20 protein-coding genes are annotated in these 22,642 nt (G+C 69.7%); 9 read left to right on the top strand and 11 right to left on the bottom strand.

The window, feature by feature from the left end:
- The first annotated feature begins 69 nt into the window (after positions 1-69).
- Complete coding sequence (locus tag ACWD3C_RS12915) at positions 70-750, top strand: SGNH/GDSL hydrolase family protein (RefSeq protein ID WP_451143082.1); 681 nt, start codon at positions 70-72, stop codon at positions 748-750.
- 106 nt (positions 751-856) lie between these two features.
- On the top strand, positions 857-1,447 hold the full coding sequence (locus tag ACWD3C_RS12910) for a Uma2 family endonuclease (RefSeq protein ID WP_451143080.1): 591 nt from the start codon (positions 857-859) through the stop codon (positions 1,445-1,447).
- Between the two features lie 67 nt (positions 1,448-1,514).
- On the opposite strand, the gene ACWD3C_RS12905 is transcribed toward ACWD3C_RS12910, so the two are convergent.
- Positions 1,515-2,468 carry a nuclear transport factor 2 family protein gene (locus ACWD3C_RS12905; RefSeq protein WP_451143078.1) on the bottom strand — a complete coding sequence of 318 codons (954 nt, stop codon included), beginning with the start codon at positions 2,466-2,468 and terminating at the stop codon, positions 1,515-1,517.
- Between the two features lie 150 nt (positions 2,469-2,618).
- On the opposite strand from ACWD3C_RS12905, the gene ACWD3C_RS12900 reads away from it, so the two are divergent.
- Entirely contained in the window at positions 2,619-3,614 is a 996-nt protein-coding gene (locus tag ACWD3C_RS12900; protein ID WP_451143219.1) for an aldo/keto reductase, read from the top strand.
- Between the two features lie 380 nt (positions 3,615-3,994).
- On the opposite strand, the gene thpR is transcribed toward ACWD3C_RS12900, so the two are convergent.
- The 3 genes from thpR to ACWD3C_RS12885 all read right to left on the bottom strand — a co-directional run bounded on the left by thpR (position 3,995) and on the right by ACWD3C_RS12885 (position 6,925).
- Positions 3,995-4,564, bottom strand: a complete 570-nt coding sequence (thpR, locus tag ACWD3C_RS12895; protein ID WP_451143076.1) for an RNA 2',3'-cyclic phosphodiesterase — start codon at positions 4,562-4,564, stop codon at positions 3,995-3,997.
- Between the two features lie 252 nt (positions 4,565-4,816).
- A complete protein-coding gene (locus ACWD3C_RS12890; RefSeq protein ID WP_451143074.1) occupies positions 4,817-6,235 on the bottom strand; it encodes an MFS transporter in 1,419 nt (472 codons plus the stop codon).
- A gap of 252 nt (positions 6,236-6,487) precedes the next feature.
- Positions 6,488-6,925 carry a MarR family winged helix-turn-helix transcriptional regulator gene (locus tag ACWD3C_RS12885; protein WP_451143072.1) on the bottom strand — a complete coding sequence of 146 codons (438 nt, stop codon included), beginning with the start codon at positions 6,923-6,925 and terminating at the stop codon, positions 6,488-6,490.
- 154 nt (positions 6,926-7,079) lie between these two features.
- On the opposite strand from ACWD3C_RS12885, the gene ACWD3C_RS12880 reads away from it, so the two are divergent.
- From ACWD3C_RS12880 to ACWD3C_RS12870, 3 genes are all read left to right on the top strand, one after another.
- The gene (locus tag ACWD3C_RS12880; protein ID WP_451143070.1) at positions 7,080-7,262 is read left to right on the top strand and encodes a ribbon-helix-helix protein, CopG family; all 183 of its coding nucleotides are present in this window, start codon (positions 7,080-7,082) and stop codon (positions 7,260-7,262) included.
- Between the two features lie 94 nt (positions 7,263-7,356).
- Positions 7,357-7,677 (top strand): DUF2530 domain-containing protein, encoded by a 321-nt coding sequence (locus ACWD3C_RS12875; RefSeq protein ID WP_451143068.1) that lies wholly within the window; start codon positions 7,357-7,359, stop codon positions 7,675-7,677.
- Positions 7,678-7,997: 320 nt separating this feature from the next.
- Positions 7,998-10,412: an HAD-IC family P-type ATPase gene (locus ACWD3C_RS12870; protein WP_451143066.1), complete on the top strand. Its 2,415-nt coding sequence runs from the start codon at positions 7,998-8,000 to the stop codon at positions 10,410-10,412.
- 34 nt (positions 10,413-10,446) lie between these two features.
- On the opposite strand, the gene ACWD3C_RS12865 is transcribed toward ACWD3C_RS12870, so the two are convergent.
- The 7 genes from ACWD3C_RS12865 to ACWD3C_RS12835 all read right to left on the bottom strand — a co-directional run bounded on the left by ACWD3C_RS12865 (position 10,447) and on the right by ACWD3C_RS12835 (position 19,094).
- Positions 10,447-11,370, bottom strand: a complete 924-nt coding sequence (locus ACWD3C_RS12865; protein WP_451143064.1) for a hypothetical protein — start codon at positions 11,368-11,370, stop codon at positions 10,447-10,449.
- Positions 11,371-11,508: 138 nt separating this feature from the next.
- Positions 11,509-12,348: a calcium-binding protein gene (locus ACWD3C_RS12860; protein ID WP_451143062.1), complete on the bottom strand. Its 840-nt coding sequence runs from the start codon at positions 12,346-12,348 to the stop codon at positions 11,509-11,511.
- A 509-nt stretch (positions 12,349-12,857) separates the two neighbouring features.
- The gene (locus tag ACWD3C_RS12855; RefSeq protein WP_451143060.1) at positions 12,858-15,983 is read right to left on the bottom strand and encodes a sacsin N-terminal ATP-binding-like domain-containing protein; all 3,126 of its coding nucleotides are present in this window, start codon (positions 15,981-15,983) and stop codon (positions 12,858-12,860) included.
- A gap of 285 nt (positions 15,984-16,268) precedes the next feature.
- Positions 16,269-16,715 carry an NUDIX domain-containing protein gene (locus ACWD3C_RS12850; protein ID WP_451143217.1) on the bottom strand — a complete coding sequence of 149 codons (447 nt, stop codon included), beginning with the start codon at positions 16,713-16,715 and terminating at the stop codon, positions 16,269-16,271.
- Between the two features lie 118 nt (positions 16,716-16,833).
- Positions 16,834-17,397, bottom strand: a complete 564-nt coding sequence (locus tag ACWD3C_RS12845; RefSeq protein WP_451143058.1) for a peptide deformylase — start codon at positions 17,395-17,397, stop codon at positions 16,834-16,836.
- Positions 17,398-18,012: 615 nt separating this feature from the next.
- Positions 18,013-18,222, bottom strand: a complete 210-nt coding sequence (locus ACWD3C_RS12840; protein WP_451143056.1) for a DUF397 domain-containing protein — start codon at positions 18,220-18,222, stop codon at positions 18,013-18,015.
- Positions 18,219-19,094: a helix-turn-helix domain-containing protein gene (locus ACWD3C_RS12835; protein WP_451143054.1), complete on the bottom strand. Its 876-nt coding sequence runs from the start codon at positions 19,092-19,094 to the stop codon at positions 18,219-18,221. The genes ACWD3C_RS12840 and ACWD3C_RS12835 overlap by 4 nt, the downstream gene beginning before the upstream one ends.
- A gap of 425 nt (positions 19,095-19,519) precedes the next feature.
- Between ACWD3C_RS12835 and ACWD3C_RS12830 the strand changes: the two genes are divergently transcribed.
- The 3 genes from ACWD3C_RS12830 to ACWD3C_RS12820 all read left to right on the top strand — a co-directional run bounded on the left by ACWD3C_RS12830 (position 19,520) and on the right by ACWD3C_RS12820 (position 22,629).
- Complete coding sequence (locus tag ACWD3C_RS12830; RefSeq protein ID WP_451143052.1) at positions 19,520-20,392, top strand: hypothetical protein; 873 nt, start codon at positions 19,520-19,522, stop codon at positions 20,390-20,392.
- Positions 20,393-20,492: 100 nt separating this feature from the next.
- Positions 20,493-21,497: a diaminopimelate epimerase gene (gene dapF / locus ACWD3C_RS12825; protein WP_451143050.1), complete on the top strand. Its 1,005-nt coding sequence runs from the start codon at positions 20,493-20,495 to the stop codon at positions 21,495-21,497.
- A gap of 103 nt (positions 21,498-21,600) precedes the next feature.
- Positions 21,601-22,629 carry a fatty acid desaturase gene (locus ACWD3C_RS12820; protein ID WP_451143048.1) on the top strand — a complete coding sequence of 343 codons (1,029 nt, stop codon included), beginning with the start codon at positions 21,601-21,603 and terminating at the stop codon, positions 22,627-22,629.
- Positions 22,630-22,642 lie beyond the last annotated feature (13 nt).

Genomic DNA, 22,642 nt, shown 5'->3' with positions numbered 1-22,642 from the left:
GGCAAGGTTCACAGCCCGGAACGGCGACTCGCCTCTTACTCGCTGGTAGCGATCGTCCATGATGAGCGGATGCTCAGGTTCATGCCCGTCGGCGACTCCCAGACCATCGGAAGCGCGGGCGAACACACATGGCGTTACCGACTGTGGCAGCACCTGCGTACGACGTACGGCGCCCCGTTCCGCATCGTCGGCCCCCGCGAAACGCTGTACGACCAGGCGCTGGCCGCCCCCACGTCGTACGAGTACGCCGACCCCGACTTCCCCCGCGCCCACCTGGCCGGCTGGGGCGAGGGCTGGCTCCACATGGCCCCGCTGATCGCCGAGGCGGTACGCGCGTCCCGCGCCGACGTCCTCCTGGTCTCCCTCGGCCTGATCGACCTCGGCTTCTACACGAGCGCCGACCAGACGGCGGAGAACGTACGCCACTTCGTACGCGAGGCCCGCACCGCGAACCCCCGCATCCGCATGGCCGTCCTCCCCGTCATCCCGAACGTCCGCGCGGAGTCGGACGCCCCCTTCGCCGCCCAGGTGACCCGCTTCAACGAACTCCTGGCGAAGGCGGCGGCAGACCTCGACGAACCCCGCTCCCCTCTCCTCCTGACCTCCCCGCCCCCGTCGTACGACATCAACCTCGACACCTACGACGGCACCCACCCGAACGCGAGCGGCGAACACAAGATCGCGGCCGCTTTCGCCGACGCCATGCACCAGGCGTGGGACCTGGGTGAGCCGTACGCTCCGCAGCGCTGAGGCCGGGGGTGGGCGGAGCAAGCGGGCTTCGTGACCTTGTCGCCGTGCGTATCGTTGTACTGCGCGGCTGCACTCGTCCGTGGGGCAGCCGGGGAGGAGCGCCACGATGACCGTCCTTGAAGACAGGATCGCGATGGCCGAGAGCGACGACACGCACCAGCTCGACGAGATGTTCGAGCGGCTCGAAAAGATGCCCGTCCCCGAGGGATACAAGGTCGAGATCGTCGAGGGGACCATCTACATGTCGCCGCAGCGGGACATTCACTGGGAGACCATTCTCATGATCACCGATGCTGTCAGGGATCACTTCGGACGGCGCTCGAAGGTGTTCTCGGACGTCCGCATCGACTTCCCTGGTCGCCAGAACGGTTACTGCCCGGACGTGGCCAAGCTGCGCGACGGCGCCGAGAAGGACGACGAGGGCCGGTGGCGCTACCAGGACGTCGAATTCATCGCCGAGGTCATCTCCAAGGACACGGCCAGGAACGACTACGGCCCCAAGAAGACCGCCTACGCCCTCGCCGGAGTCCCCGTCTACCTCATCGCCGATCCGTACGTGGGCAAGTGCCGTCTGTTCACCCAGCCCAAGGACGGCGACTACGTGAGCGACCTCTCCATCACCTACGGCGGGGACGTCGACATGACCACGACCCCCCTCGGCCTCACCGTCAAAACCGACGAGTTCCCCCGCGACTGAGTCGCGAGGGAACCCCATCCGGATCAGAGCACCCGGATCAGAGTGGCTCGGACCGGCTCGGACCGGCTCAGAACATCGTGTTGTCGTTCGCCGAAGTCTCCGGCACGTCCTGGATCACGTCCCAGTGCTCGACGATCTTCCCGTGCCGCACGCGGAAGAGGTCGATGATCGCCTGCCCTCGCTCCCCCGGCGCGTTCACGAAGTGGCTGTGGACCGCCACGAGGTCACCCTCGGCGATGATTCGCTTCGGGTCCACCTTCAGCTGCGGGAACTGCTCGAAGTACGCACCCAGTCCGGCCTTCACACCCTCCACACCGTCGGCGATGGTCGGGTTGTGCTGGTGGTACTCCGAACCCCAGTACTTGTCGATGGCGGACAGGTCCTTTTTGACCAGAAGCTGGTCGAAGGCCTTGGTGACCAGCTTCTGGTTGTACGCGGTGGGCCAGCGGGGGCCCGGCCGCTCGGTGCGCGGCCGGCTCTCCGTGGAGAACATGTCGTTGCCGTTGGCCGTCGTCTCCGGGACCTCCTGGCCGACGTCCCAGTGTTCGGCGATCTTCCCGCCCTGGAACCGGAAGATGTCGAAGACGGCCGTGCCGCGCGTGCCCGGGGTCAGGACGACGTTGGAGTGCACGAGCACGAGGTTCCCCTGGGAGATGACCCGCTTGACGTCGTACTTGGCGTCGGGGAACTGCTGAGCGAGCGCGGTACCGAGGTTCTTGAGCGTCTCGGCGCCGTCGGGGGCGACCGGGTTGTGCTGGATGTAGTCCGGCCGCACGTACCGGTCGACGACCTCCGTGTCCCCCTCCTCGAACACACCCTTGAGGACCCGGACAGCAACCTTCTTCTGGTAGTTGAGGTGCGCGCCCTGGTAGTTGAGGTGCGCGCCCGTGTCGTACGTGACGAGGGCGGCGGCGGGGGCCGAGGGCGCCGCCACGGCGGGCACGACCGCGACGGTGGCGGTGAGGGCGGCGGCCACCAGCGCGGCGGCGAGGGTGCGGCGGGCGGGTGCGGTACGGGACACGGGCTCTGCTCTCCGATCAATCGGCAACGTTGAAACTTCAAGCTAGTGCTCACCAAAGGAAAGCACTAACCCATGGTTAGCGCAACACGAACCCGCCGCGTCCCGAACTCCCTTGCCTGGAGCGCACTCCACGCCGTTGGCTTGGCAGACATGAAGTACACGCAGCTCGGACGCACAGGACTCAAGGTCAGCCGACTGGTTCTCGGAACGATGAACTTCGGTCCGCAGACCGACGAGGCGGACAGTCACGCGATCATGGACGCGGCGCTGGACGCAGAGATCAACTTCTTCGACACGGCGAACGTGTACGGCTGGGGTGAGAACAAGGGCCGTACCGAGAGCATCATCGGGAACTGGTTCGCCGAGGGGGACGGACGGCGGGACAAGGTCGTTCTGGCCACCAAGGTGTACGGGCCCATGGCCCCCGACGGCAGCACCGTGTGGCCCAACCACGACAAGCTGTCCGCGCTCAGCATCCGGCGGGCCGTCGAGGCCAGCCTCAAGCGGCTGCGGACCGACTACATCGACGTCTACCAGTTCCACCACATCGACCGCGCCACTCCCTTCGAGGAGATCTGGCAGGCGATCGATGTGCTGGTGCAGCAGGGCAAGGTGCTGTACGCCGGGTCCAGCAACTTCCCCGGGTACAAGATCGCCCAGGCCAACGAGACCGCCGCCCGGCGCGGCGGCACGATCGGGCTCGTCAGTGAGCAGTGCCTCTACAACCTCGCCGAGCGGCGCGCCGAGATGGAGGTCATTCCGGCCGCGCGGGACTACGGGCTCGGGGTCATCCCCTGGTCGCCGCTGCACGGCGGGCTGCTGGGCGGTGTGATCAAGAAGGAGGTCGAGGGCGGGCGCCGCGCCTCCGGGCGTGCCGCCGACACGCTCAACGACCCCGCCGCACGCGCCCAGATCCAGGCGTACGAGGACCTGCTCGACAAGCACGGCCTCGAACCCGGCGAGGTCGCCCTCGCCTGGCTGCTCGGCCGGCCGGGCGTGACCGGCCCGATCGTCGGGCCCCGTACCGCCGGGCAGCTGGACTCCGCCCTGCGCGCCGTGGAGCTGGAGCTGAGCGAGGAGCTGCTGGCGTCGCTCGACGAGATCTTCCCGGGTCCCGGGCCTTCTCCGGAGGCATTCGCCTGGTGACCGGCTCACCTGTTTGACGGTGGTTCAGGTGTGGGCCGGGACGAGGTCGCGGACGATCTTCACAGGGGGGTCGATATGCGCGTATCCCTCGTTCCTGCTCACCCTGCTCACCCTGCACACCAGCCGACTCACCCTGCTCAGTCATGAGCCATCAGCCATCAGTCACCGGCGGCACGGGCACGATCAGCGGTACCGGTGCGGACGTCGACATCACGCCCAAGAGGTCCTCCTCAAGCACCGAGCACCGTCTGAAACCGCATGAACGGGCCCGGGCCGCGCGCTACCTGCCGAACGCGGCCGCCACCGCGACGACGGCGAACATCAGCACAAGCGCACCGGCCATGATCCGGTTCCGGGTCTTCGGGTCCACGTATCCGAGGTTAACCGGCCGCCCCGAGCGACCAGCGGGCGACCATCTCGTACCGTGGCTGCTCCCCCGGCACCCCCGATCTCGGCAGTCGGCTCTGTACGAGGCTCAGCTCGCCCACCCGCCACTCCTGCCCGGCGAAGGCGTCCAGGACGGCGACGTACGGCTTGAGGTTCGCCTGCTCGCGGCTGCGGGCCAGGGTGAGGTGGGGGTGGTAGCGGCGGTGGACGTCCATGTCGAGGCCCGCCTTGCGTCCGGCCGTCTCCGCGCGGTCCGCCAGCAGCCGCATCGTACGCACCTCACCCACCGCCCCGGCCCACAGCGCCCGCCCGCCGAAGTGACCGCCACCGCGCAGGGCCAGCCCGAACGGCTCCGTCCGCCGCGCCGCCCGCGCCAGCCGCTCCACCAGATCCGGTACGGCCTCGTGGTCCACCTCGCCGTAGAACGCGAGCGTGAAGTGCCACCCCGGGCGACCGGTCCAGCGCAGCCGGTCCACCCCCGGCAGACCCCTCAAGCCATCGACGGCCAGGCCCAGTTCATCAGCCACCTCGACCGGCGGCAGCACCGCCGCGAACAGTCTCATATACCCCACTTTGCCAGGCCAGGACCACTGACGCGAGGCCCGGCCGCCGGGGGCGTTCGCCGTGGTGGCGGCCCGAGCGCCGGACCGTTTCGAGGGGCGCGGCGACGCGCGCCAGGCCGGTTTCGAGGAGTACGGCGACGCGCGTGGGTAGCCGTGCCGAGGAGCCGTGTCGACCAGAGCCCGCGGCCCGCGCTGCCGCCGGCCGCCCGCTCGGCGACACCCGCACCGCCCTCCTACACCGCCACCGCCCTCCTACGCCGCGCTGCCCACCGCCACCCGCTGCTCCTCCGTCTCCTCCGTCTCCCCCGCCTTCGGCACGAACCGCACCCTCGGGTGACCGTGGTCCCATCGCACCGACAGGCGCAGGCCGCCGACGCGGATCAGGACCAGGCCCACCGTGGCGGCGGCGAGGGTTGCGACGAGGCCGCCGGCGGCGAAGCCGGCTCGGGGGCCGTACGTGTCGGTGACCCAGCCGGCGACCGGGGCGCCCAACGGCGAACCGCCGAGGAAGACCATCATGTAGAGGGAGATGACCCGGCCGCGCATGGCCGGCTCGGTGGCCATCTGGATGGACGTGTTCGCGGTGACGTTGACCGTCAGGCCGAACATTCCGATCGGGGCCATGAGCAGGGCGAAGAGCCAGTACGACGGCGCCAGCGCGGCCACCGTCTCCAGGATGCCGAAGGCCAGCGCGCCCGCGATGAGCACGCGCAGCCGGGCCGTGCCCCGGCGCGCCGCCAGCAGCGCGCCCGCCACCGAGCCGACCGCCATGAGCGTGTTGAAGAGGCTGTACGAGCCCGCGCCCGCGTGGAAGACGTCGTCCGCGTACGCCGAGAGCCAGACGGGGAAGTTGAAGCCGAACGTGCCGATGAAGCCGACGAGGACGATCGGCCAGAGCAGCTCGGGGCGGGTCGCGACGTAACGCAGGCCCTCGCGGAGCTGGCCCTTGCCGCGCGGAGCCCGGCGGCTGGCGTGCAGTTCGCGTGCCCGCATCAGGAGCAGGCCGGTGAGGGGCGCGAAGAAGGACAGGCCGTTGAAGAGGAACGCCCACCCGGTGCCCACGGTGGTGATCAGCACACCCGCGACGGCCGGGCCGACCAGCCGGGCCGACTGGAAGTTCGCCGAGTTCAGGCTCACCGCGTTCTGCAGCTCGTCGGGATCGACCAGCTCGGAGACGAAGGACTGACGGGCCGGGTTGTCGACGACCGTGGCGAGGCCTACGGCGAAGGCGGCGACGTACACGTGCCAGACCTGGACCTGGCCGGAGAGCGTCAGGACCGCGAGCGCGAGGCCCGTGACCATCATCGCCGTCTGGGTGATGAACAGCGCGGGGCGCTTGGGGAAGCGGTCGACCAGCACACCGCCGTAGAGCCCGAACAGCAGCATCGGCAGGAACTGCAGCGCCATCGTCACACCGACCGCCGTGGACGAGCCGGTGAGGCTGAGCACCAGCCAGTCCTGGGCGATGCGCTGCATCCAGGTACCGATGTTCGAGACGACCTGGCCCATGAAGAACAGGCGGTAGTTCCGGTTCCGGAGGGAGCGGAACATCGAGGTCTTGGAGGTCTTGACGGTCTCGGAGGACTTGACGGTCTTGGACGTCTTGTGGGCGGGCTGGGAGTCGTGGGCGGTCGGTGCGGGGGCGGAATCTGTTCCGGGTCCCGTACTCAATGGGTTCGCCTCCTTGGTGGCCTTCCTTCTCGTACTTCTTCTCGCACTTCTTCGCGTACTTCCCTCTCGTGCTTCCCTCTCGTGCTTCCTCGGCGTACGTCTCGGCCGGCCGGTCGCCGACATCGTCGTCCGCCCTGCGGCTGCCCGGCAGGAGCGGCCCGGGGTCTCACGGGTGCGCCGTCCGCCGGGGCGGGGCGCACGCCGGAGCACACGTCACGCGGACGGCTCTCATCCGCGCGTCATGGGTGCGCGTCACAGATGCGCGAGCTTTTCCAGCACGGGCGCGGCCTCGCGGAGCTTGGCCCACTCGTCCTCGTCCAGGCTCTCGACGAGGGTGGCGAGGAACGCGTTCCGCTTGCGGCGGCTCTCTTCCAGCATCGCCTCGGCACGCTCGGTCTGGGTGACGACCTTCTGGCGCCGGTCCTCGGGGTGCGGCTCCAGCTTCACCAGGCCCTTGCTCTCCAGCAGCGCGACGATGCGGGTCATCGAGGGCGGCTGGACGTGCTCCTTGCGGGCGAGTTCGCCGGGGGTGGCGGTGCCGCAGCGGGCGAGGGTGCCGAGCACCGACATCTCGGTGGGGCTCAGCGATTCGTCGACGCGTTGGTGCTTGAGCCGACGGGACAGGCGCATCACGGCGGAGCGCAGGGCGTTCACGGCGGCCTCGTCGTCGCCATGGGTGAGGTCAGGCATGTTCCTTAGGGTAACTCATTACTCTCCCTAAAGACCACCGGAGCGACTCCGATTGTGCCCGTGAGGCCAGCCACGTATACCCGGAGTCACTCATACGAGTGAGTAAGAAGCGGAACGTGACACAAACCCCGGATCGCCCCTGACCCTCGTGTTCATGGGGACCAGCGTGCTCAGCCTGCGGATAGACGGGGAGCTGCTAGAGCGGCTCCGGAACCATGCGGCCAAAAGGGGAATGAGCGTCCAGGACTATGTGGTCCGGACGCTCATTCGGGACGACTTCGACGAGCGGTTCCAGGCCGCCGTCGAGGAGACGGAGAAGTTCTACGGGGTCACGTGAGGGTCACGTGAGTGACGATCCAGACGAGAATCGCGTGTCCTTCGCGCTGCCACGCGGACACCGACACCCGCGAACCCGCCCGTAAGCTGTCCGCATGACGAAGTGGACCCCCAAGCACGAGGCACCGGAGCCCCTGGAGGGCCCCGTGGTCGCCACCGTCACCGGCGGCACGATCCTCTGGTTCGTCCTCTTCCTCGCACAGCTGCCCTTCTACGGCTGGTTCGACGACCGAGACCGTGCGTGGTGGGTGTGGACGTGTCTGGCGGGGGCGGGGCTGGGTCTGATCGGTCTCTGGTACGTACGGAAGCGGGACGCGGCACTCAAACGAGCCGCTGCCGCGGAGGCGGAAGAGGCGGAGAAGGCAGGGGATGCCGGTGAGACAGAGGCCACGATGAAGTCGGCGTCGGCCGACTGAGCAGGTCGGGCGAAGTCCGCTGCGGTTGGGCCGCGCCCCAAAGGGGCGCGGGGCTGTGTACAGATGCGGCTCCGCCGCGGGGCGCCACCAGCCACGACGGCGCCGCAGACGAACGACGGCACATCGCGGCCCCGCGGCGGAGCCGCATATCGACACAGCCAGCGGAGCGCTTAGGCACCGTCTCCGTCTCTCCCCAACCCCCGGACGGGCCAGCCGTGTACAACCACGGCACCAACTGTCCCCGTCCCCCGTCCTACCCTGGTCGGATCTTTGGCTCACTCGGCGGGTGAAGCCCCCACTCCGCACGTACCGTCTGATGCATGACGCACATCGACGCGAGCGCCGCCGAACTCGATCCTGTGCATCCCATACCCATATCGGGCACCGCCCCGCCCCCGGCGCGGTCACGCGGACTGTCGGCCACCGAGGTGGCCGAGCGTGTGGCGCGCGGCGAGGTGAACGACGTCCCCGTGCGGAGCAGCCGCTCCATGGCGGACATCGTCCGCGCGAACGTCTTCACCCGGTTCAACGCGATCATCGGCGTGCTCTGGCTGATCATGCTGTTCGTCGCGCCGATCCAGGACAGCCTGTTCGGGTTCGTGATCCTGGCGAACACCGGGATCGGCATCCTCCAGGAGTGGCGGGCCAAGAAAACCCTGGACTCGCTCGCGCTGATCGGGGAGGTCCGGCCGACGGTACGGCGGGACGGGGTGGCCTCCGAGGTGAGTACGTCGGAACTGGTGCTGGGGGATCTCATCGAGATCGGCCCCGGGGACAAGATCGTCGTCGATGGCGAGTGCGTCGAGACCGACAGTCTGGAGGTCGACGAGTCGCTGCTGACGGGTGAGGCCGACCCCGTGGTCAAACAGCCCGGCGACCCGGTCATGTCGGGCAGCTTCGTCGTCGCGGGCGGCGGCTCGTTCACGGCGACGAAGGTCGGCCGTGAGGCGTACGCGGCGCAGCTCGCCGAGGAGGCGAGCCGGTTCACCCTCGTCCACTCCGAGCTGCGGACGGGTATCTCGACGATCCTCAAGTACGTCACGTGGATGATGGTTCCGACCGCGATCGGCCTGATCATCAGCCAGCTGGTGGTCAAGGACCACGACCTCAAGGACTCCATCGCGCGCACGGCCGGCGGGATCGTGCCCATGGTCCCCGAGGGCCTCGTCCTGCTCACCTCCGTCGCCTTCGCGATCGGCGTGATCCGGCTCGGCCGCCAGCAGTGCCTGGTCCAGGAGCTGCCCGCCATCGAGGGGCTCGCCCGCGTCGACACCGTCTGCCTGGACAAGACGGGCACCCTCACCGAGGGCGGCATGGACGTCACCGAGCTGCGGCCGCTGGGCGGCAGCGACGAGTCGTACGTACGCACCGCCCTCGGCGCGCTCGGCGAGTCCGACCCGCGCCCGAACGCCTCCCTCCAGGCGATCATCGACGCCTACCCCGACAGCGAGACCTGGCGCTGCACCGAGTCCCTGCCCTTCTCCTCGGCCCGCAAGTACAGCGGCGCGTCCTTCAGCGAGGGCAACGGCGAGTCGAGTACGTGGCTCCTGGGCGCCCCCGACGTACTGCTCGGCGCCGACGACCCGGCCCTCGCCGAGACCGAGCGGCTCAACGAGGAGGGGCTGCGCGTACTGCTGCTGGCCCGCACGATCCGCGAGCTCGACGATCACGAGGTCGCCGTCGGCGCCGAGCCCACCGCGCTCGTCGTCCTGGAGCAGCGGCTGCGCCCGGACGCCGCCGACACCCTGCGCTACTTCGAGGAGCAGAACGTACGGGCCAAGGTCATCTCCGGCGACAACGCCGTCTCGGTGGGTGCCGTGGCCGGGAAGCTGGGGCTGGGCGGCGAGGTCGTCGACGCCCGGCGGCTGCCCGCCGAGCGGGACGGGATGGCGACGGCGCTGGACGCGGGCACGGTGTTCGGGCGGGTCACCCCGCGGCAGAAGCGGGACATGGTGGGCGCGTTGCAGTCCCACGGGCACACGGTCGCGATGACCGGCGACGGCGTGAACGACGTACTCGCCCTGAAGGACGCCGACATCGGCGTGTCCATGGGCTCGGGCTCGGAGGCGACCCGGGCCGTCGCCCAGATCGTCCTGCTCAACAACAGTTTCGCGACGCTGCCTTCGGTGGTCGCGGAGGGCCGGCGGGTCATCGGGAACATCACCCGCGTCGCCACGCTCTTCCTGGTCAAGACGGTCTACTCGGTGCTGCTGGCGATCCTGGTGGTGTGCTGGCAGGTCGAATACCCCTTCCTGCCCCGCCACTTGACGCTGCTCTCCACCCTCACGATCGGCGTCCCGGCCTTCTTCCTCGCCCTCGCGCCCAACAAGGAACGCGCGCAACCCCATTTCGTACGTCGTGTGATGCGGTACGCGATCCCGGGCGGGGTCGTGGCCGCCCTGGCCACCTTCTCGACCTATCTGATCGCCCGTCACTATTACGCGGGCGAGGGCGCGTTGGACGCGGAGACCAGCGCGGCGACCCTCACGCTGTTCCTGATCTCCCTGTGGGTGCTGTCCATCATCGCCCGGCCGTACACCTGGTGGCGGCTGCTTCTGGTGGCCTCGATGGGCCTGGGTTTCCTGCTGGTCCTCGTCGTGCCCTGGCTGCAGGACTTCTTCGCGCTCAGGCTGGTCGGTACGACCATGCCGTGGGCCGCGGTCGGCATCGCGGCGGTGGCGGCGGTCGCCCTGGAGTTCCTGTGGAGGTGGGTCGACCGCCGCTTCCCGGCGTGAGTCCTGCGGAGGGCTACAAGGGCCTACCGGGGGCTTACTTCACGTCGATGAAGTCGCCCTTGGACTTGACCGCCGCCGTGGCGGAGTTGCCCGCGAAGACGTAGCGGTAGGTGCCGTCGGCCTTCGCCCTGACCGTGGTCCTCAGGGCCCCGCCCTTGCGGGTCTTGATGGTCTTGACCTTCTTGAAGGTGCTGGTGCCCTTCTTCTTGAACTGGAGCTGCACGGACCGGTTCTTGTAACCGACGTACTTGCCCGAGCCCCAGCCGGCGTGGCTCAGCTTGCCGGTGACCGTGATGGTCCTGCCCTTCTTCACGGGCTCCGGGGCGGCGTTGGCGGTCAGCTTGGAGTGGCGCTTGATCGCGACCTTGCCGCGGTTGCCCTGCCAGGTCTCGCCCAGTTCGCCGTTGACCTCGTCGACCAGGAGCGCCAGGCCGCCGGCCTTCCAGGTGCGGGCGTAGGAGTTCCGCAGATCACCCGCGCCGGGACGGATGTCGATGACCGCCTTGCAGCTGGCCGTGGTCGAGGACTTGACGGTGCAGGTCGCCGGGTCGTCGCCGAAGAGCACCGGGGTCGTGTCGACGTCGGTCACCGAGTCGGGGGCCGTGCCGAGGTAGAGGAACGGGCCGTTGAGGAAGTTCTCGGCGGTGATGTCGAAGTCGGCAGGGTGCGTGAGCGTGTAGGTGACCGACACGGTCTTGTGCTTGTTGGCGACCACGATCGGCTTGCCCCGGTTGATCTTCATGGCCGAGAAGCTGACGTCGGGGTCCGCCACGGCCGCGGCCGCGGCGGAGGCGGAGGCGGCGCCGTACGAGGACGGGCCGCCCTCGGCGAAGGTGATCCCCCACGGCGTGGCGATGTCGGCACCGGAGGCCGGGTCGGCGGCCTGCGCGGCCGGCACGGCGAGAGCGGAAAGGGCCAGGGCGCCGGTGACGGCGGCCACAGTGGCACGAATGCGCATGCGTTTCCTTGGTGGAAAGGGCCCCGCGGGGATGTGTCCCGCGGGGCCGAGCCGGTGGTGAGTTCCTGGAACTGTCGTCGGAGAGTTCCAGGAACTGCCGGTGATGAGTGCTGAGTACCGAGAACTGGGTCCCTGGAACTACTGAACGTCGATGAAGTCCGCCGCCGACGCCTTGGGCGCCGTGGTGTAGTTGCCCGGGTAGTAGAAGCGGTAGGAGCCGTCGACGTTCGCCGTGACCGTGGTCTTCAGGTAGCCCCCGGTGGCGCCGGTGATCGTCTTGAGGGTGGTGAAGGAGGTCGCGCCCTTCTTCTTGAACTGGAGCTTCACCTTCTGGCCGCCGAAGCCGACGAACGTGTCGGTGGCCCAGTTGGCGCGGGTCAGCCGGCCCTTGACCGTGATGGTCTTGCCCTTCTTGACCGGCTCCGGGGAGGCGTTGGCGCTCAGCCTGGAGAGGCGCTGGACGCGGTGGGTCTTGTAGGCGTCCTTCTCCTGGAGGTCGCCGTCGTTGCCCACGGCCGCCGCGTACACCTTCCAGTTGCCGGCCAGGCCGTTCTTGTACAGGTCGGTCCGGGCGTCGGCGACGAGCGTGATCTTGCAGGTCGACGTGGTCGCGTTCACCTTCGTGCAGGTGGCCTCGCCGTCCGGGATGATCGCGCCGTCGATGTTGGCGGTCTCGATGTCGGTGCCGGTGCCGTGCCAGAGGAAGGCGAAGGCGTCGTCGATACCCGACGGGTCGGTCGCGGTCACCGCGATCGTGAACGTCTTCTTCGTGTGGGTGCCCAGCACGAGGTTCTTGTTGTTGTTGACGACCACCTTGGTGATCTTGGTGTCGCCGATCTGCTCGTTCATCGCCACCGGCGCGCCGAGCGCGCTCCGGGCGGCGGCGCCGGGGTTCTCGTCGGCCTGTGCGGCCGGGACGGCGAGGGCGGAGAGGGCCAGGGCGCCGGAGACGGCGGCCACAGTGGCACGAATGCGCATGTGTTCCCCACATGGAAAGGGAGCCCGCAGGCCATGTGCTGTCACGGCCGTGGCGCGGGTTCCAGAAGTGTCGCAAGGAGCCTGTTGGCTCGGGTGGTCAGATTCATGAGGGGTGCGGATGGTTGTACGAGTTGTAAGAAAGCTTCGCGGATGTTGCGAAGATCACACCTGGCGCCCCGCAACCGCCAAGGTTGCAGGACGCTCCAGCTCGATGGCGGCCCTAGGGCCTGTCCGGCGGATCACGCCTGGGCCGCGGGGCCTGGCACGCACTCCCCCCACTGCCTTAAGGGCGTGGAGAACCCCCAGCCGCGTTGTCGTCGGTCGCAGACGCTCCGCGTCGCCCGCCGCGGCAGCGGCTGATGTCACAGCCTCCTCCGCCTTGCGGCTGCACGCTCCCCCACGCTCGAACCGGCTTCGCTCGGCTCGCGCGGGGGCACCCCCATGACCCCGCTCACCGGCGCTTTCAGGGGCACCGCAGGTTGAGGTCGGCGTGATCCGCCGGACAGGCCCTAGTCGAACCAGCGGTCCCGCGCCAGCTCCTCCGTCCGTGACGGGTCTTCGAGCAGGGCGGCGACCTCGAATCGGCGGGGCCACTGGCCGGCGGCCCAGGCGAGGCCGGCGGCCACGCCCTCCAGGGTGGAGGCGTGCAGCACGCCGTCACGCGTCCGGCGCCAGTCCAGCTCCACGCCGTCGACGACGAGTTCCTCGTGCTCGACGTACGTGGCCGGGGTCCGTGGCCCGAGCAGGACGTGCACGGACTCCGGTACGTCGTGCTCGGTGCCCTCGCTGGTCACTTCCCCGGTCACCGACTCGCTCAGCCGCCGCACCTGGAACAGTTCGGCCAGTTCGGCGGCGCTCGACGGCCGTACGGGCAGCAGCGGGACGCCCTCGGTGAACGGCAGCAGGTCGGGCGAGTCGACGACCATGGCATCGGCCGCGTCCACGACGACGACCTCGCCGTCGAGCACGGCCCGCAGCTCGTCCGGCAGGGTCACCTGCTCCGGGTCGAGGTCCGCCAACGCGCCGTAGAGGGCGTGCAGTTGGGCGGAGGTGACCTCACGGTCCGGGTCGGCGAGCCGGTCGAGCAGTTCGGCGGCGCCGCCGGGCTCGTCGAGGAGGGCGGCCACGGACGTCCGTACGCCCAGCGCCCGCAGCACCTGCTCGTCGTCGAACCCGGTGGCGTCGGCCTCGTCGTACAGCCCGCGCAGCAGCGGATCGCCACCGGCGGCCCGCAGCCCCGCCGGCCGCCGCCCGTCGAGGACGGGGTGACCGCGCAGCCACCAGGCCGTGTACGGCCGTACGACCTCGTGCGTCCCGTCCGGCAGCAGCATCCGCACCGGCTGTGTGAGCGCGTCGCGCAGCGGCGGCCGGGCGAGCAGCGCGAGGGCCTGCGGCCAGCGGTCGTCGTCGACCAGATCCAGATCCCGTACGGCGATGATCTCGGTCGCGACCGGCGGTACGGGTGTGTCCGGGAACCGGTCGAGGATGTCCTCGCACCACACGTCCACCGCGTCGAGCAGCCCGGCGTCGTCGGGCTCGGCGAAGTCCCCTTCGCGCGGCTCCAGTTCGTCGGGGTCGAGAACGACGTCGGTGGCGCGTACGAGGGCGAAGTTCGCGAGCACGCCGCAGGCGGCCAGGGGCTGTTCGCCCCAGCGCTCGGCCAACTCGCTGTCGACGGCGGCCAGTTCGTCCTCGCGCATGACCTGGGCGAAGGGGCTGCCGGGAAGGACGAGCTCTCCGGCGGGCGCGAGCTCGCCCTCCTCGTCGGGGAGGGCGAGGGCGCCGAGCCAGGGTTCGTCTCCGGGTTCGAGCCGGGCGTCCCGGACGAGCGCGAGGACGGTGTCGGCCAGCTCCTCGGCGTCCGGCGCACCGTCCTCCTGGTCCCACGCGCCGCCTGCGTCGTCCTCCAGGGAGGCGGCGACGGCCGCGCGCACCTGGGGCGTGGTGAGGACCGCGCGGGGCGTGGCCGGGAGGGCGCCGAGCTTCTCCAGGAGGGGGTGGGCGGCGTCCGGGTGGGCGACCTTGAGCCCGAGCCGGGCGAGGGCCTCGGGGGCGGCCTGGGCTCCGTCGGGGGTGGGCAGGAGGATCTGCCGGGGCCCGATGGTGGTCCGCCCGTCGGCGAGCGGCACGGGCAGCCCGGACAGCCGGTCGGGGTCGACCCCGACAAGGCTGTCGTAGAGCCGCCGCCACCAGCCCGGCTCCTTCTCCAGCCCGGCAAGGCGGTCGATCGCCTCGGTCAGCGGCACGCGCGCGACACCCAGCGTCCGCAGCTCGATACGGCGTTCGAGCCCGGCGGGCAGCAGGCTGGGCAGCACCTCGGCGAGAACCCGGACGGTCTCGCCACCGGCGCCCTCGACGACTTCGGCGTCCCGCGGCCGCAAGGCTTCGGGCGTGTCCTCACGGGGCTCGGCCGCGGGCGGCAGGAAGGCGGTGCGCGGGAGACGGTCGACGATCGCCTGCCGCAGGGCGCCGTCGAGCTCTCCCTTGCCCAGAGGGCCCGGGACCAGGCCGATGAGCTCGGGGTTCACCGGGCGCCAGGCGGCGAGGAGCTCGGCGTACGCGTCCGCCGCGCGCTGGACGAGGAAGTCGGTCAGCGGCCCGGGGGCGGCGTGGCGCCGGGTGCTGTCCAGCGGGAGGGAGGCGATGAGGAGGGCCGGGACACCGAGGGGTTCGTCGCTGGGGGTGGGGGCGTGGACGACGGGCGCGGTGCGGGGGTGAGCGGGGATACCGTCGGCGCCGACCGGCACGGCCCAGGTGACGGACCAGTGGGGCCGCAGCCGCTCCTCGACGGGCCGGTCGGCGAGGAGGTCGGGGGTCAGGGGCCCGTGCTGGGAGACGGTACGCCAGTGGGTGGTGCCGTCCCGCGAGTCCTCGACGGTGACACCGTGCTCGCGGGCGCGGCGGCGCAGCGTACGGGCCGCGTCCCCCACCTCGACGACGACTTCTTCCAGGCCGGGCAGGGCAAGCAGCAGGGCGTCATCGACCCCGTTGAGGAGCCGCTCGGCGAGATCCTCGGCGGCGGCGTCACGCAGCGGAAGGATGACGACGGTGTCGTACGACTCCGGAGCGCTCCCCTCGGCGGCGAACGGCAGCCGCAGCAACGGCACATGCCCGTCCCGCCGCCGGATCTCGTCCCCCAGCCCCGGACTGTGCCGGGCGGTGTCCGCGGCCAGCTCACGGGCCTCGGCGAGCGACCACCGCACCCCACCGTGCCGCCCGACGACGGCGGGCTCATCGGTCACGGCGAGCACGGCGGCGAACCCGACCCCGAACCGCCCGACGGCCTGCCCCTGCTGCCCGTCCTCCCGCTTGGCGGACGCCCGGAGGGTGGACAGGGACTCCACACCGGCCGCGTCGAGGTGGGCGCCGGTGTTGGCCGCGGCGAGCACCCCGTCGCGCAGGGTGAGCCGAAGCCGCCCCGGCACCTTGCCCCTGCCTGCGGCGTCGGCGGCGTTCTGGGCAAGCTCCACGACCAGCCGGTCCCGGTACCCGCCGAGTACGAGTTCCTCCTCGGCGTTGGCATCCTCGCGGAACCGCGCCGGGCTCGTCGCCCACGCGTCCAGCACCCCGCGCCGCAACCGCGCCGTCCCGAACGGGTCCGCACCCTCGGCCGCCGGCCGCACGAACTTGCTCACGGTTCACCTTTCCTGTCGCCTGAGGGCATGAAGGTACCGTGCGTCGAGGGTGAGGGCTTCCGCCCCGGCCGGTGGCCCCGCCTCAGCGGGACGCTTCGAGGACTGCCGTCTCCACAGAGATCGTCAGAGATCGTCACGGGCGTCGCAGGGAACGCGCAGCGCTTGATCCTCTGCACCGGCGTCGGGGACACGACCGATGCCCCACAGGAAATCGCCCGCCGAACCGCTCAGCCGCGCCTGCTGGAGACGGTCAAAAGCACTGTTCCCATGGCTGCTGGTTGCGGGTCATGTCCGCCAGCCGTCCAACGACACCTGGGGCCCGTCGGCGAGGTAACGGTGGAGGGCGCTGGCGGTCGTGTCCACGAATTCCTCGGGGATGGCATCGGCATCGACCCAGCGGATCTGGGCGTGCTTGCGTGGCTCCCGGTTCTCCGGTTCACCGGACCACTCGTGGGCGGCGAAGACGACGGTGAGGAAGCCGTTGGGCGCTTCGACGCCCCAGGCACCGTGGATGATGTGGGCGACCTTCAGGGCCTCCGGTTTCACGGTCAGGCCGGTCTCCTCGTACAGCTCGCGTACGGCGGTTTCGGTGATGGGCTCGCCGGGTTCGCTCTTGCCGACCGGGAGGTCCCACATGCCCTGGGCGAACTTGGCGGTCTGGCTGCGCTGGAGGAGGACGACGCGGTTGGTGGCCTGGTCGTGGACGATGACGGCGGCGACCAGCAGGGTCATGGACGCGAGGGCGGGCGGTAGGGCTTTGGGCTGGTTGTCGGTCGTCTTCGGCTGAGCCACTGTGTGTGCGTCCCTTCGTCGGCCTGGGTGACAGGCGAGCAGTAGCCCAGGCCAAGCTTCACTCAAATGCCCAGGCTCGGCCCGTCTGCCTGTACTCCTCCACGGGGATCGGGCCGACGCCGGTCCGCATGCGGGCGGTGTACAGCAGGCCGTCGAGGTGGTCGATCTCGTGGTGGATGAGGCGGGCGAGGCCGCGTTCGTACACGGTGGTCATCCTCTCGCCGGTCAGGGCCGTGGTCTCCACCGTGATCTTCAGTGGGCGAGGTACGAGGCCGCGGACGTCGAAGAAGCTCAGGCAGCCCTCGTATTGCTCGTCCGCCTCGTCGGAGCGAGTGGTAATTCGCGGGTTGAGCAGGATGACAGCGGGGGCGTCGCCGGGCGGCTGGACGACAGCGGCGGCTCGTGCGATGCCGATCTGCGGCGCCGCGATGCCCATGCCCTTGGCGAAGGGGTGGACCTGTCCGATCCGTTCCATGGCGACGAACAGCTCGTCCGTGATGCGCTCGGCCTCGTCACGCTCGGTGGGCAGACCGAAGGCGCGGGCCGGTTCGGTGAGTATGCCGGCGCCGTGCTGGACGACGCCGAGGTCTCGCATGCGCTGGCTGGGCCGCACGTCAATCACCTGAACTCCCCTTGATCTGTGTCGCGTTCGGTCAATGCCCGAAACCGCCATTCCAGACGGTACCGAGCGTGCAGGGCGGGTGTGGTCATCGGAGCAGTGAGCGGTTGACGCTCCTTGAGCGCCTTGAGTTCCATCGCGGGATGTCCACACAGCTACCGGGCACGCCCCTGCGCGTGGTGTACGGCAAGGCCGGTATGCACGTCTCGGCAGCGCTCGTGGACGATCCGAACGCTGCCATCGACCACAAGCTGTACTGGGGCACGGTGACGACCCGCGAAGAGGGCATGTACCTGTGCGCCATCCTCAACGCCCCGGCCCTGACCGAGGTGGTGCGCCCCCTCATGTCGTACGGCAAGGACGAGCGGGACATCGACAAGGCCGTATGGCAACTGCCGATCCCCCTAGTTCGACTCCACGAACTCCACGCATCAGCGGCTCGCCGAGATCGGAACAGCAGAAGCTCAGCGCATCGCGGCCCTGGTGCTGGACGAGTCCAAGAACTTCGTCAAGCTGCGCCAGGTCGTCCGCTCCGTCATCGTGGACTCCCCGGACGCCGAGGAACTGGACGAGTTGGTCCGCCTGCTGCTGGAGTAGCAGACGGACCGAGTACCGAGGTCAGCCCTTGGACGCGTACGTCACGAAGTCCGCCCACGCTTCTGGCGCGAGCGCGAGCCGCGGCCCTCCTATGTTCTTGGAGTCGCGGACGTGCACCAGACCAGGGGCCGTGGCGATCTCGATGCAGTCGTTGCCGTCACCGCTGCTGCTGTAGCTACTTCTGAACCACGCGAGCGCGGAGGTGTCCTGGGTGGTAGGGGTGCCGCTCATGTTTCTCCAAGCATCTGCTCGATGAAGGCCCGTGACTCTCGGGGCGTGAGTGCCTGGGCCCGGATCATGCTATAGCGCAGGTCAAGGATTCTGAGCTGCTTCGGATCGGACACGGGTCGGCCGTTGAACGCCCCCTCGGAGCGCCCGACCGCAGTACCATCCGGGAATTTCAGCACCTCGATCAGCCCACCTGTGCCGACGTGTTCCTCACAGTCCGTCGGCATCACCTGGATTGTTACGTTCCGCAACTGCCCCAGCTCCAGCAGACGTTCGAGCTGCCGACGCCAGACCATTCTGCCCCCAACCGGACGGCGGAGCGTCACCTCTTCCTGAACGAAGCTGAGAGTCGGTGCGGGCGACCTCTCGAAAACCGACCGGCGGGCCATCCGTGCGGCCGCCAAGCGCTCCGTCTCTTCATCCGAGTAAGCAGGAAGCCACGCGCCGAAGAGCGCTCGCATGTGCTCCGCGGTCTGCAACAGGCCATGGATGTTGTGGTTGCTGTACAGCCCAATCTCAACTGCCTTGGCCTCCAGCTTCGCGATCTCCCGAACCTTCTTCGGATAGCGGACCTTCGCCACGTCCTCCTTCATCGCCGAGAGCAGCCCACCGGCCCTCAACACCTCGTCCGCCATGTCCAGATACTCGGGCTGCGGAATCCGCTTCCCGCCCTCGATCTTGTAGACCATGTCCTCGCCGTACCCGACCGCCTTGCCGAACTCGCCGGCCTTCATCCCCACCGCTTCCCGCCGCAGCTTCAACTGCCGCCCTGCGGTGGCGATGACCGCAAGCCCCCACTCGTCGTCCGGGTCGACCTCCCAACCCGGCTCGTCCGCCTCGGTCCTGAGCCGTCCCGTGTCCGCATCGGCCGTCATCCTGCGCCCCTCCGTCGTACCGCTATGGCCCAACGACCCCTACCCGTACGACCGTTCCGGACAGGCCAGACACGACCGGACAACGACCGGACAGTCACCGTACGCATCGACGTCGTCACTGTTTACGGTAAGCACGAGCGGCCAGACCAAGTGACGTGAACGAACAATCCGCCCAACTCCGAGCCTTCACCCACCACACCCACCGCTTCGGCGCGCTTCTGTCCCTCACGCCACTCGGCGCCTGCCTCGCCCGTCCGCTGGCACGCCGTTGCCAACTCCCGCCACCGGCATGACGGAAAGGAATCGTTCAGTACCAGCGTGTACTTGTCCGCCCGCGCGACAGCCACGAACATGGTGCGTGACTCGATCCGCTGCGAGGGGGGAAGCGCATGACGGCACCGCCGAGTCGGGACCTCGGTGCTCGTGTGGCCGACACCTTGTCCTCGCAGGCGTTGAACGCGCTGGTGGGCATAGTCGGTGTGGTCATTCCCGTCGTCGCGTGGGTCGCAGAGCGGAGTCTGCTGAAGGACATCCTCCTGGGTGCGGAGACCGTTCTGCTGCTCCTCATGGTGGCGAACCACATGTGGTTACGGCGCATCTACATCCAGCTGCGCCGGGCGAACGACCGGCACATGTCGGACGCCCGGTACTTCGCGCTGGTCCGTGAGCAGTTGGAGCGCGAGCTCATGGCGGGCTTCGGCGAGATCGCCGACGGGCACCTCCAGGTGTACGCGTCCGAGGTGCCCCGTCTGTCGGTGCTGCTCTACCAGGCACTCATCGACGCCGGTACCGAGCCCAAGCGTGTGCTCGCGGCCGACCTCACCACCAATCCGGACCTGCTGACCCAGAGGCGGGAGTACCTAGCCGTCAACCGCCGCCTGATCGAGGTCGGCGGTACGGTGCAGCGGCTGTTCATCTGCTGGCAGAACGATCTCGTCAGGCAGGACTTCGCACGGGCGCTGCTCGCCCTCGTCGATCACCACCGGTCCCTGGGTGTGCAGTGCGCCCTCGCCGTGCGGGACCGGCTGCGCGCCGACCAGGCCGTGGACTTCGTCGTGATATCGAAGGCAGCGGTACTGCTGGAAGAGGAACAGGGAGACGCCGACTACCGCCGGGGCCGCAGTTCCGTGTACTTCAAGCAGGTCGAGCGCTGGGCGGGGCGCTTCGAGTCGGTCTGGGGACACGGCTCGGATTCGGCGCCGTTCACTCTGCAGTCGTACGAAGCGGCTGTTCGGCCCATGCTCGATGCCGGTACGTGGGACGAATCCGCCGTCCACGGCACAGCGGCCCGGCTGTGAGACCTCGCCGCATACGACTCCACCTTGATCGAACGGGCTTCGTTAGCATGGAACGACAGCCGGTCCGGACGCAGCGGGACCGCGCGACGGAAAGTACGTGATGCCTGCTCTCTCGCTCACCAAGGCCCACGGGTCCCGGAACGACATCTTCGTGGTCGACGGCACACCCCATGATCACTTCGCCACGGCGGACGAGCTCACCCGGGCCGTCGGCCTGCTGTGCGACCGCAAGCGCGGGCTGGGAGGCGACGGGGTGTACTTCGTGGCCGACAACAGCGACGGCACCGCGCGGGCCTGGTTCCACAACCCGGACGGGTCCGAGGCGCTGCTGTGCGGGAACGGTATGCGGTGCGCCGGTCGCCTGCTGCTGGACCGCCACCAGGCCGAGTCGGTCGTCGTGCACCAGGGGCCGTACTCCTTCACCGTTCGCGACCGGGGCCGCACGCCCCACGGCGTGCGGCAGGTCTCCGTGGAGCTGCCCGCGGTCGACTTCGCGCCGGCCGAGCCCATCGTGGCCGAGGCGGGTGCGCACGGGGAGTACGTGGACCAGTTGCTGCCCGCCTTCCACCCGTCGCGCCACGTGACGGCGGTCGCGGTGCCGAACTCGCATCTGATCACGGTGATCGACTCCTACGACGAGGCGGAACTGATCGAGACCGGTCGGCGCGTCGCCGGATCACCGGACGTCTTCCCGATCGGCGCCAATCTCTCCTTCGTGCTCCCGCTCTCGGACGACGAGGTGTTCGTCCACACCTACGAACGGGGAGCGGGACTGACGCCGTCGTGCGGTTCGGGCATCGCGGCCTCCCGCGCGGTCCTGTCGCGCCTCGGGCTCGTCGAGCCGGAACGACCGGTGACCGTGCGCAACCCCGGCGGCGTCGCAAGGAGTCGGCTTCAGCCCGTCGGTGACGTATGGCAGCCCCTGCTGGAGGGCAACGCCACCCTCGTGTACCAGGCCGAACTCGACCCCGCCGTACTGCTCGGTGACGGTCCGGTGGAGTTCTCCGGTGAGGCCCACATGGCGGAAATCGGCGCGTTCGCGGAGCTCAGCCGGGAAAACATGAAGGTGTTGCACGAGGCAGGAATCAAGCCGACCGAGGTCTGACCACCACTCTGCCTCCCGAGCGCGCCCGTGCGCCCGGGAGCCGTGACACCGCCTCCTCCGGCGGTCCTGGTCCGGCTCGGGCGGACGGGGAGGGGGACGCGGCTTGGCAGCGCTTGCGGCAGGCATGACGGTCATCGCGGCGGGGATCACGGTGCGGCAGGCGGACCGGTGGTGGTTCAGTCCCGCCCGTGGGGGCCCGCTCGGTCGCCACACGCCGGGCTCACTCCGAACCGTGATGTCGCTCCAGCGTGAGCGGCTGAATGACGTCACGCCCGTGCTCCTGCTCCTCGGGCAGTGGCTGGAGTTCGCCGGGTGGTGTCTGGTGGCCGTGCACGGCGGACCCACTGGGCGCGTGGTCGCAGCGCTCGCGGGGGCGGTCACGTTCCGCCGTCTGCAAGAGATCAGTCACTTCGCGGTGCACGGCGTGCTGGCGCGCGGCAGTCGGTTGAACACGCTTCTCGCCGAAGTCGCCGTCCACGTCCCGCTCGGCTTCGTCCCGGTGCCCGTGCGGCGCCGTCGGCATGTGCGGGAGCATCATCCGAACGCGACGGTCGCCGGGGCCGATCCCAACCTCGCCGAGTTGCACCGGGCGGGGCTGCGGACGGGAGCCAGCACCGTGCGTTGTGTGCGGGGCATGCTTCACCCCCTCACGCCGACCGGTGTGTCGGACACGGTGCGGAGTCTGGTCGCTCCTCTCCGGGAGCCGGGCGCCGGGCGTCTGCGGGTGCTCGGGCCGGTGGCCGTGGCGGTGGCCGTGGCTCTGGTCTTCGGCTGGGAGGCGGCGGTGTTCGTCTTCCTGGTGCCCCGGCTCCTGCTGTATCCGCAGCTTGCCTGGATGTCGCTGCTCGTGGAGCACCGCTGGTTCGATCCGGAGCCGGTCACCGGGCCTCCGGTCGCCGTGGAGGCCGGTCGGTGCCTGCGGCTGTACCCGCGCAACGTACTGCTCGCCCTGCTGGCCCGCGGTACCTGGCTGCCGTACGGGGACCTGTACCCTTCGCGCACTCCGCGCACCCTGCCGTGCGCTGGAACTACCTGCCCGCGCTGGAGCGGTCCCTGTGCGGCCCGGCCTACCGGCCGCAGGCGCTTCTGCTGGGCGAATCCGCCGTACTCCGCCGCCACCGCCGGGCCCTGACGTCGTCCGGCGA

The sequence above is a fragment of the Streptomyces sp. NPDC002845 genome (genome assembly GCF_053591955.1).
This window is presented reverse-complemented; position numbering and strand designations above follow the sequence as displayed.

Excerpts from the sequence above, each read along its gene's own strand:
- ACWD3C_RS12915 (WP_451143082.1), top strand. The coding sequence starts at position 70 with ATGCTCAGGTTCATGCCCGTCGGCGACTCCCAGACCATCGGAAGCGCG.
- dapF (WP_451143050.1), top strand. The coding sequence starts at position 20,493 with ATGCCTGCTCTCTCGCTCACCAAGGCCCACGGGTCCCGGAACGACATC.
- ACWD3C_RS12850 (WP_451143217.1), bottom strand. The coding sequence starts at position 16,715 with ATGACCCTGCTGGTCGCCGCCGTCATCGTCCACGACCAGGCCACCAAC.
- ACWD3C_RS12900 (WP_451143219.1), top strand. The coding sequence starts at position 2,619 with ATGAAGTACACGCAGCTCGGACGCACAGGACTCAAGGTCAGCCGACTG.
- ACWD3C_RS12885 (WP_451143072.1), bottom strand. The coding sequence starts at position 6,925 with ATGCCTGACCTCACCCATGGCGACGACGAGGCCGCCGTGAACGCCCTG.
- thpR (WP_451143076.1), bottom strand. The coding sequence starts at position 4,564 with ATGAGACTGTTCGCGGCGGTGCTGCCGCCGGTCGAGGTGGCTGATGAA.
- ACWD3C_RS12840 (WP_451143056.1), bottom strand. The coding sequence starts at position 18,222 with ATGAGCGGCACCCCTACCACCCAGGACACCTCCGCGCTCGCGTGGTTC.
- ACWD3C_RS12870 (WP_451143066.1), top strand. The coding sequence starts at position 7,998 with ATGACGCACATCGACGCGAGCGCCGCCGAACTCGATCCTGTGCATCCC.
- ACWD3C_RS12910 (WP_451143080.1), top strand. The coding sequence starts at position 857 with ATGACCGTCCTTGAAGACAGGATCGCGATGGCCGAGAGCGACGACACG.
- ACWD3C_RS12860 (WP_451143062.1), bottom strand. The coding sequence starts at position 12,348 with ATGCGCATTCGTGCCACTGTGGCCGCCGTCTCCGGCGCCCTGGCCCTC.
- ACWD3C_RS12880 (WP_451143070.1), top strand. The coding sequence starts at position 7,080 with ATGGGGACCAGCGTGCTCAGCCTGCGGATAGACGGGGAGCTGCTAGAG.
- ACWD3C_RS12865 (WP_451143064.1), bottom strand. The coding sequence starts at position 11,370 with ATGCGCATTCGTGCCACTGTGGCCGCCGTCACCGGCGCCCTGGCCCTT.
- ACWD3C_RS12835 (WP_451143054.1), bottom strand. The coding sequence starts at position 19,094 with ATGACGGCCGATGCGGACACGGGACGGCTCAGGACCGAGGCGGACGAG.
- ACWD3C_RS12875 (WP_451143068.1), top strand. The coding sequence starts at position 7,357 with ATGACGAAGTGGACCCCCAAGCACGAGGCACCGGAGCCCCTGGAGGGC.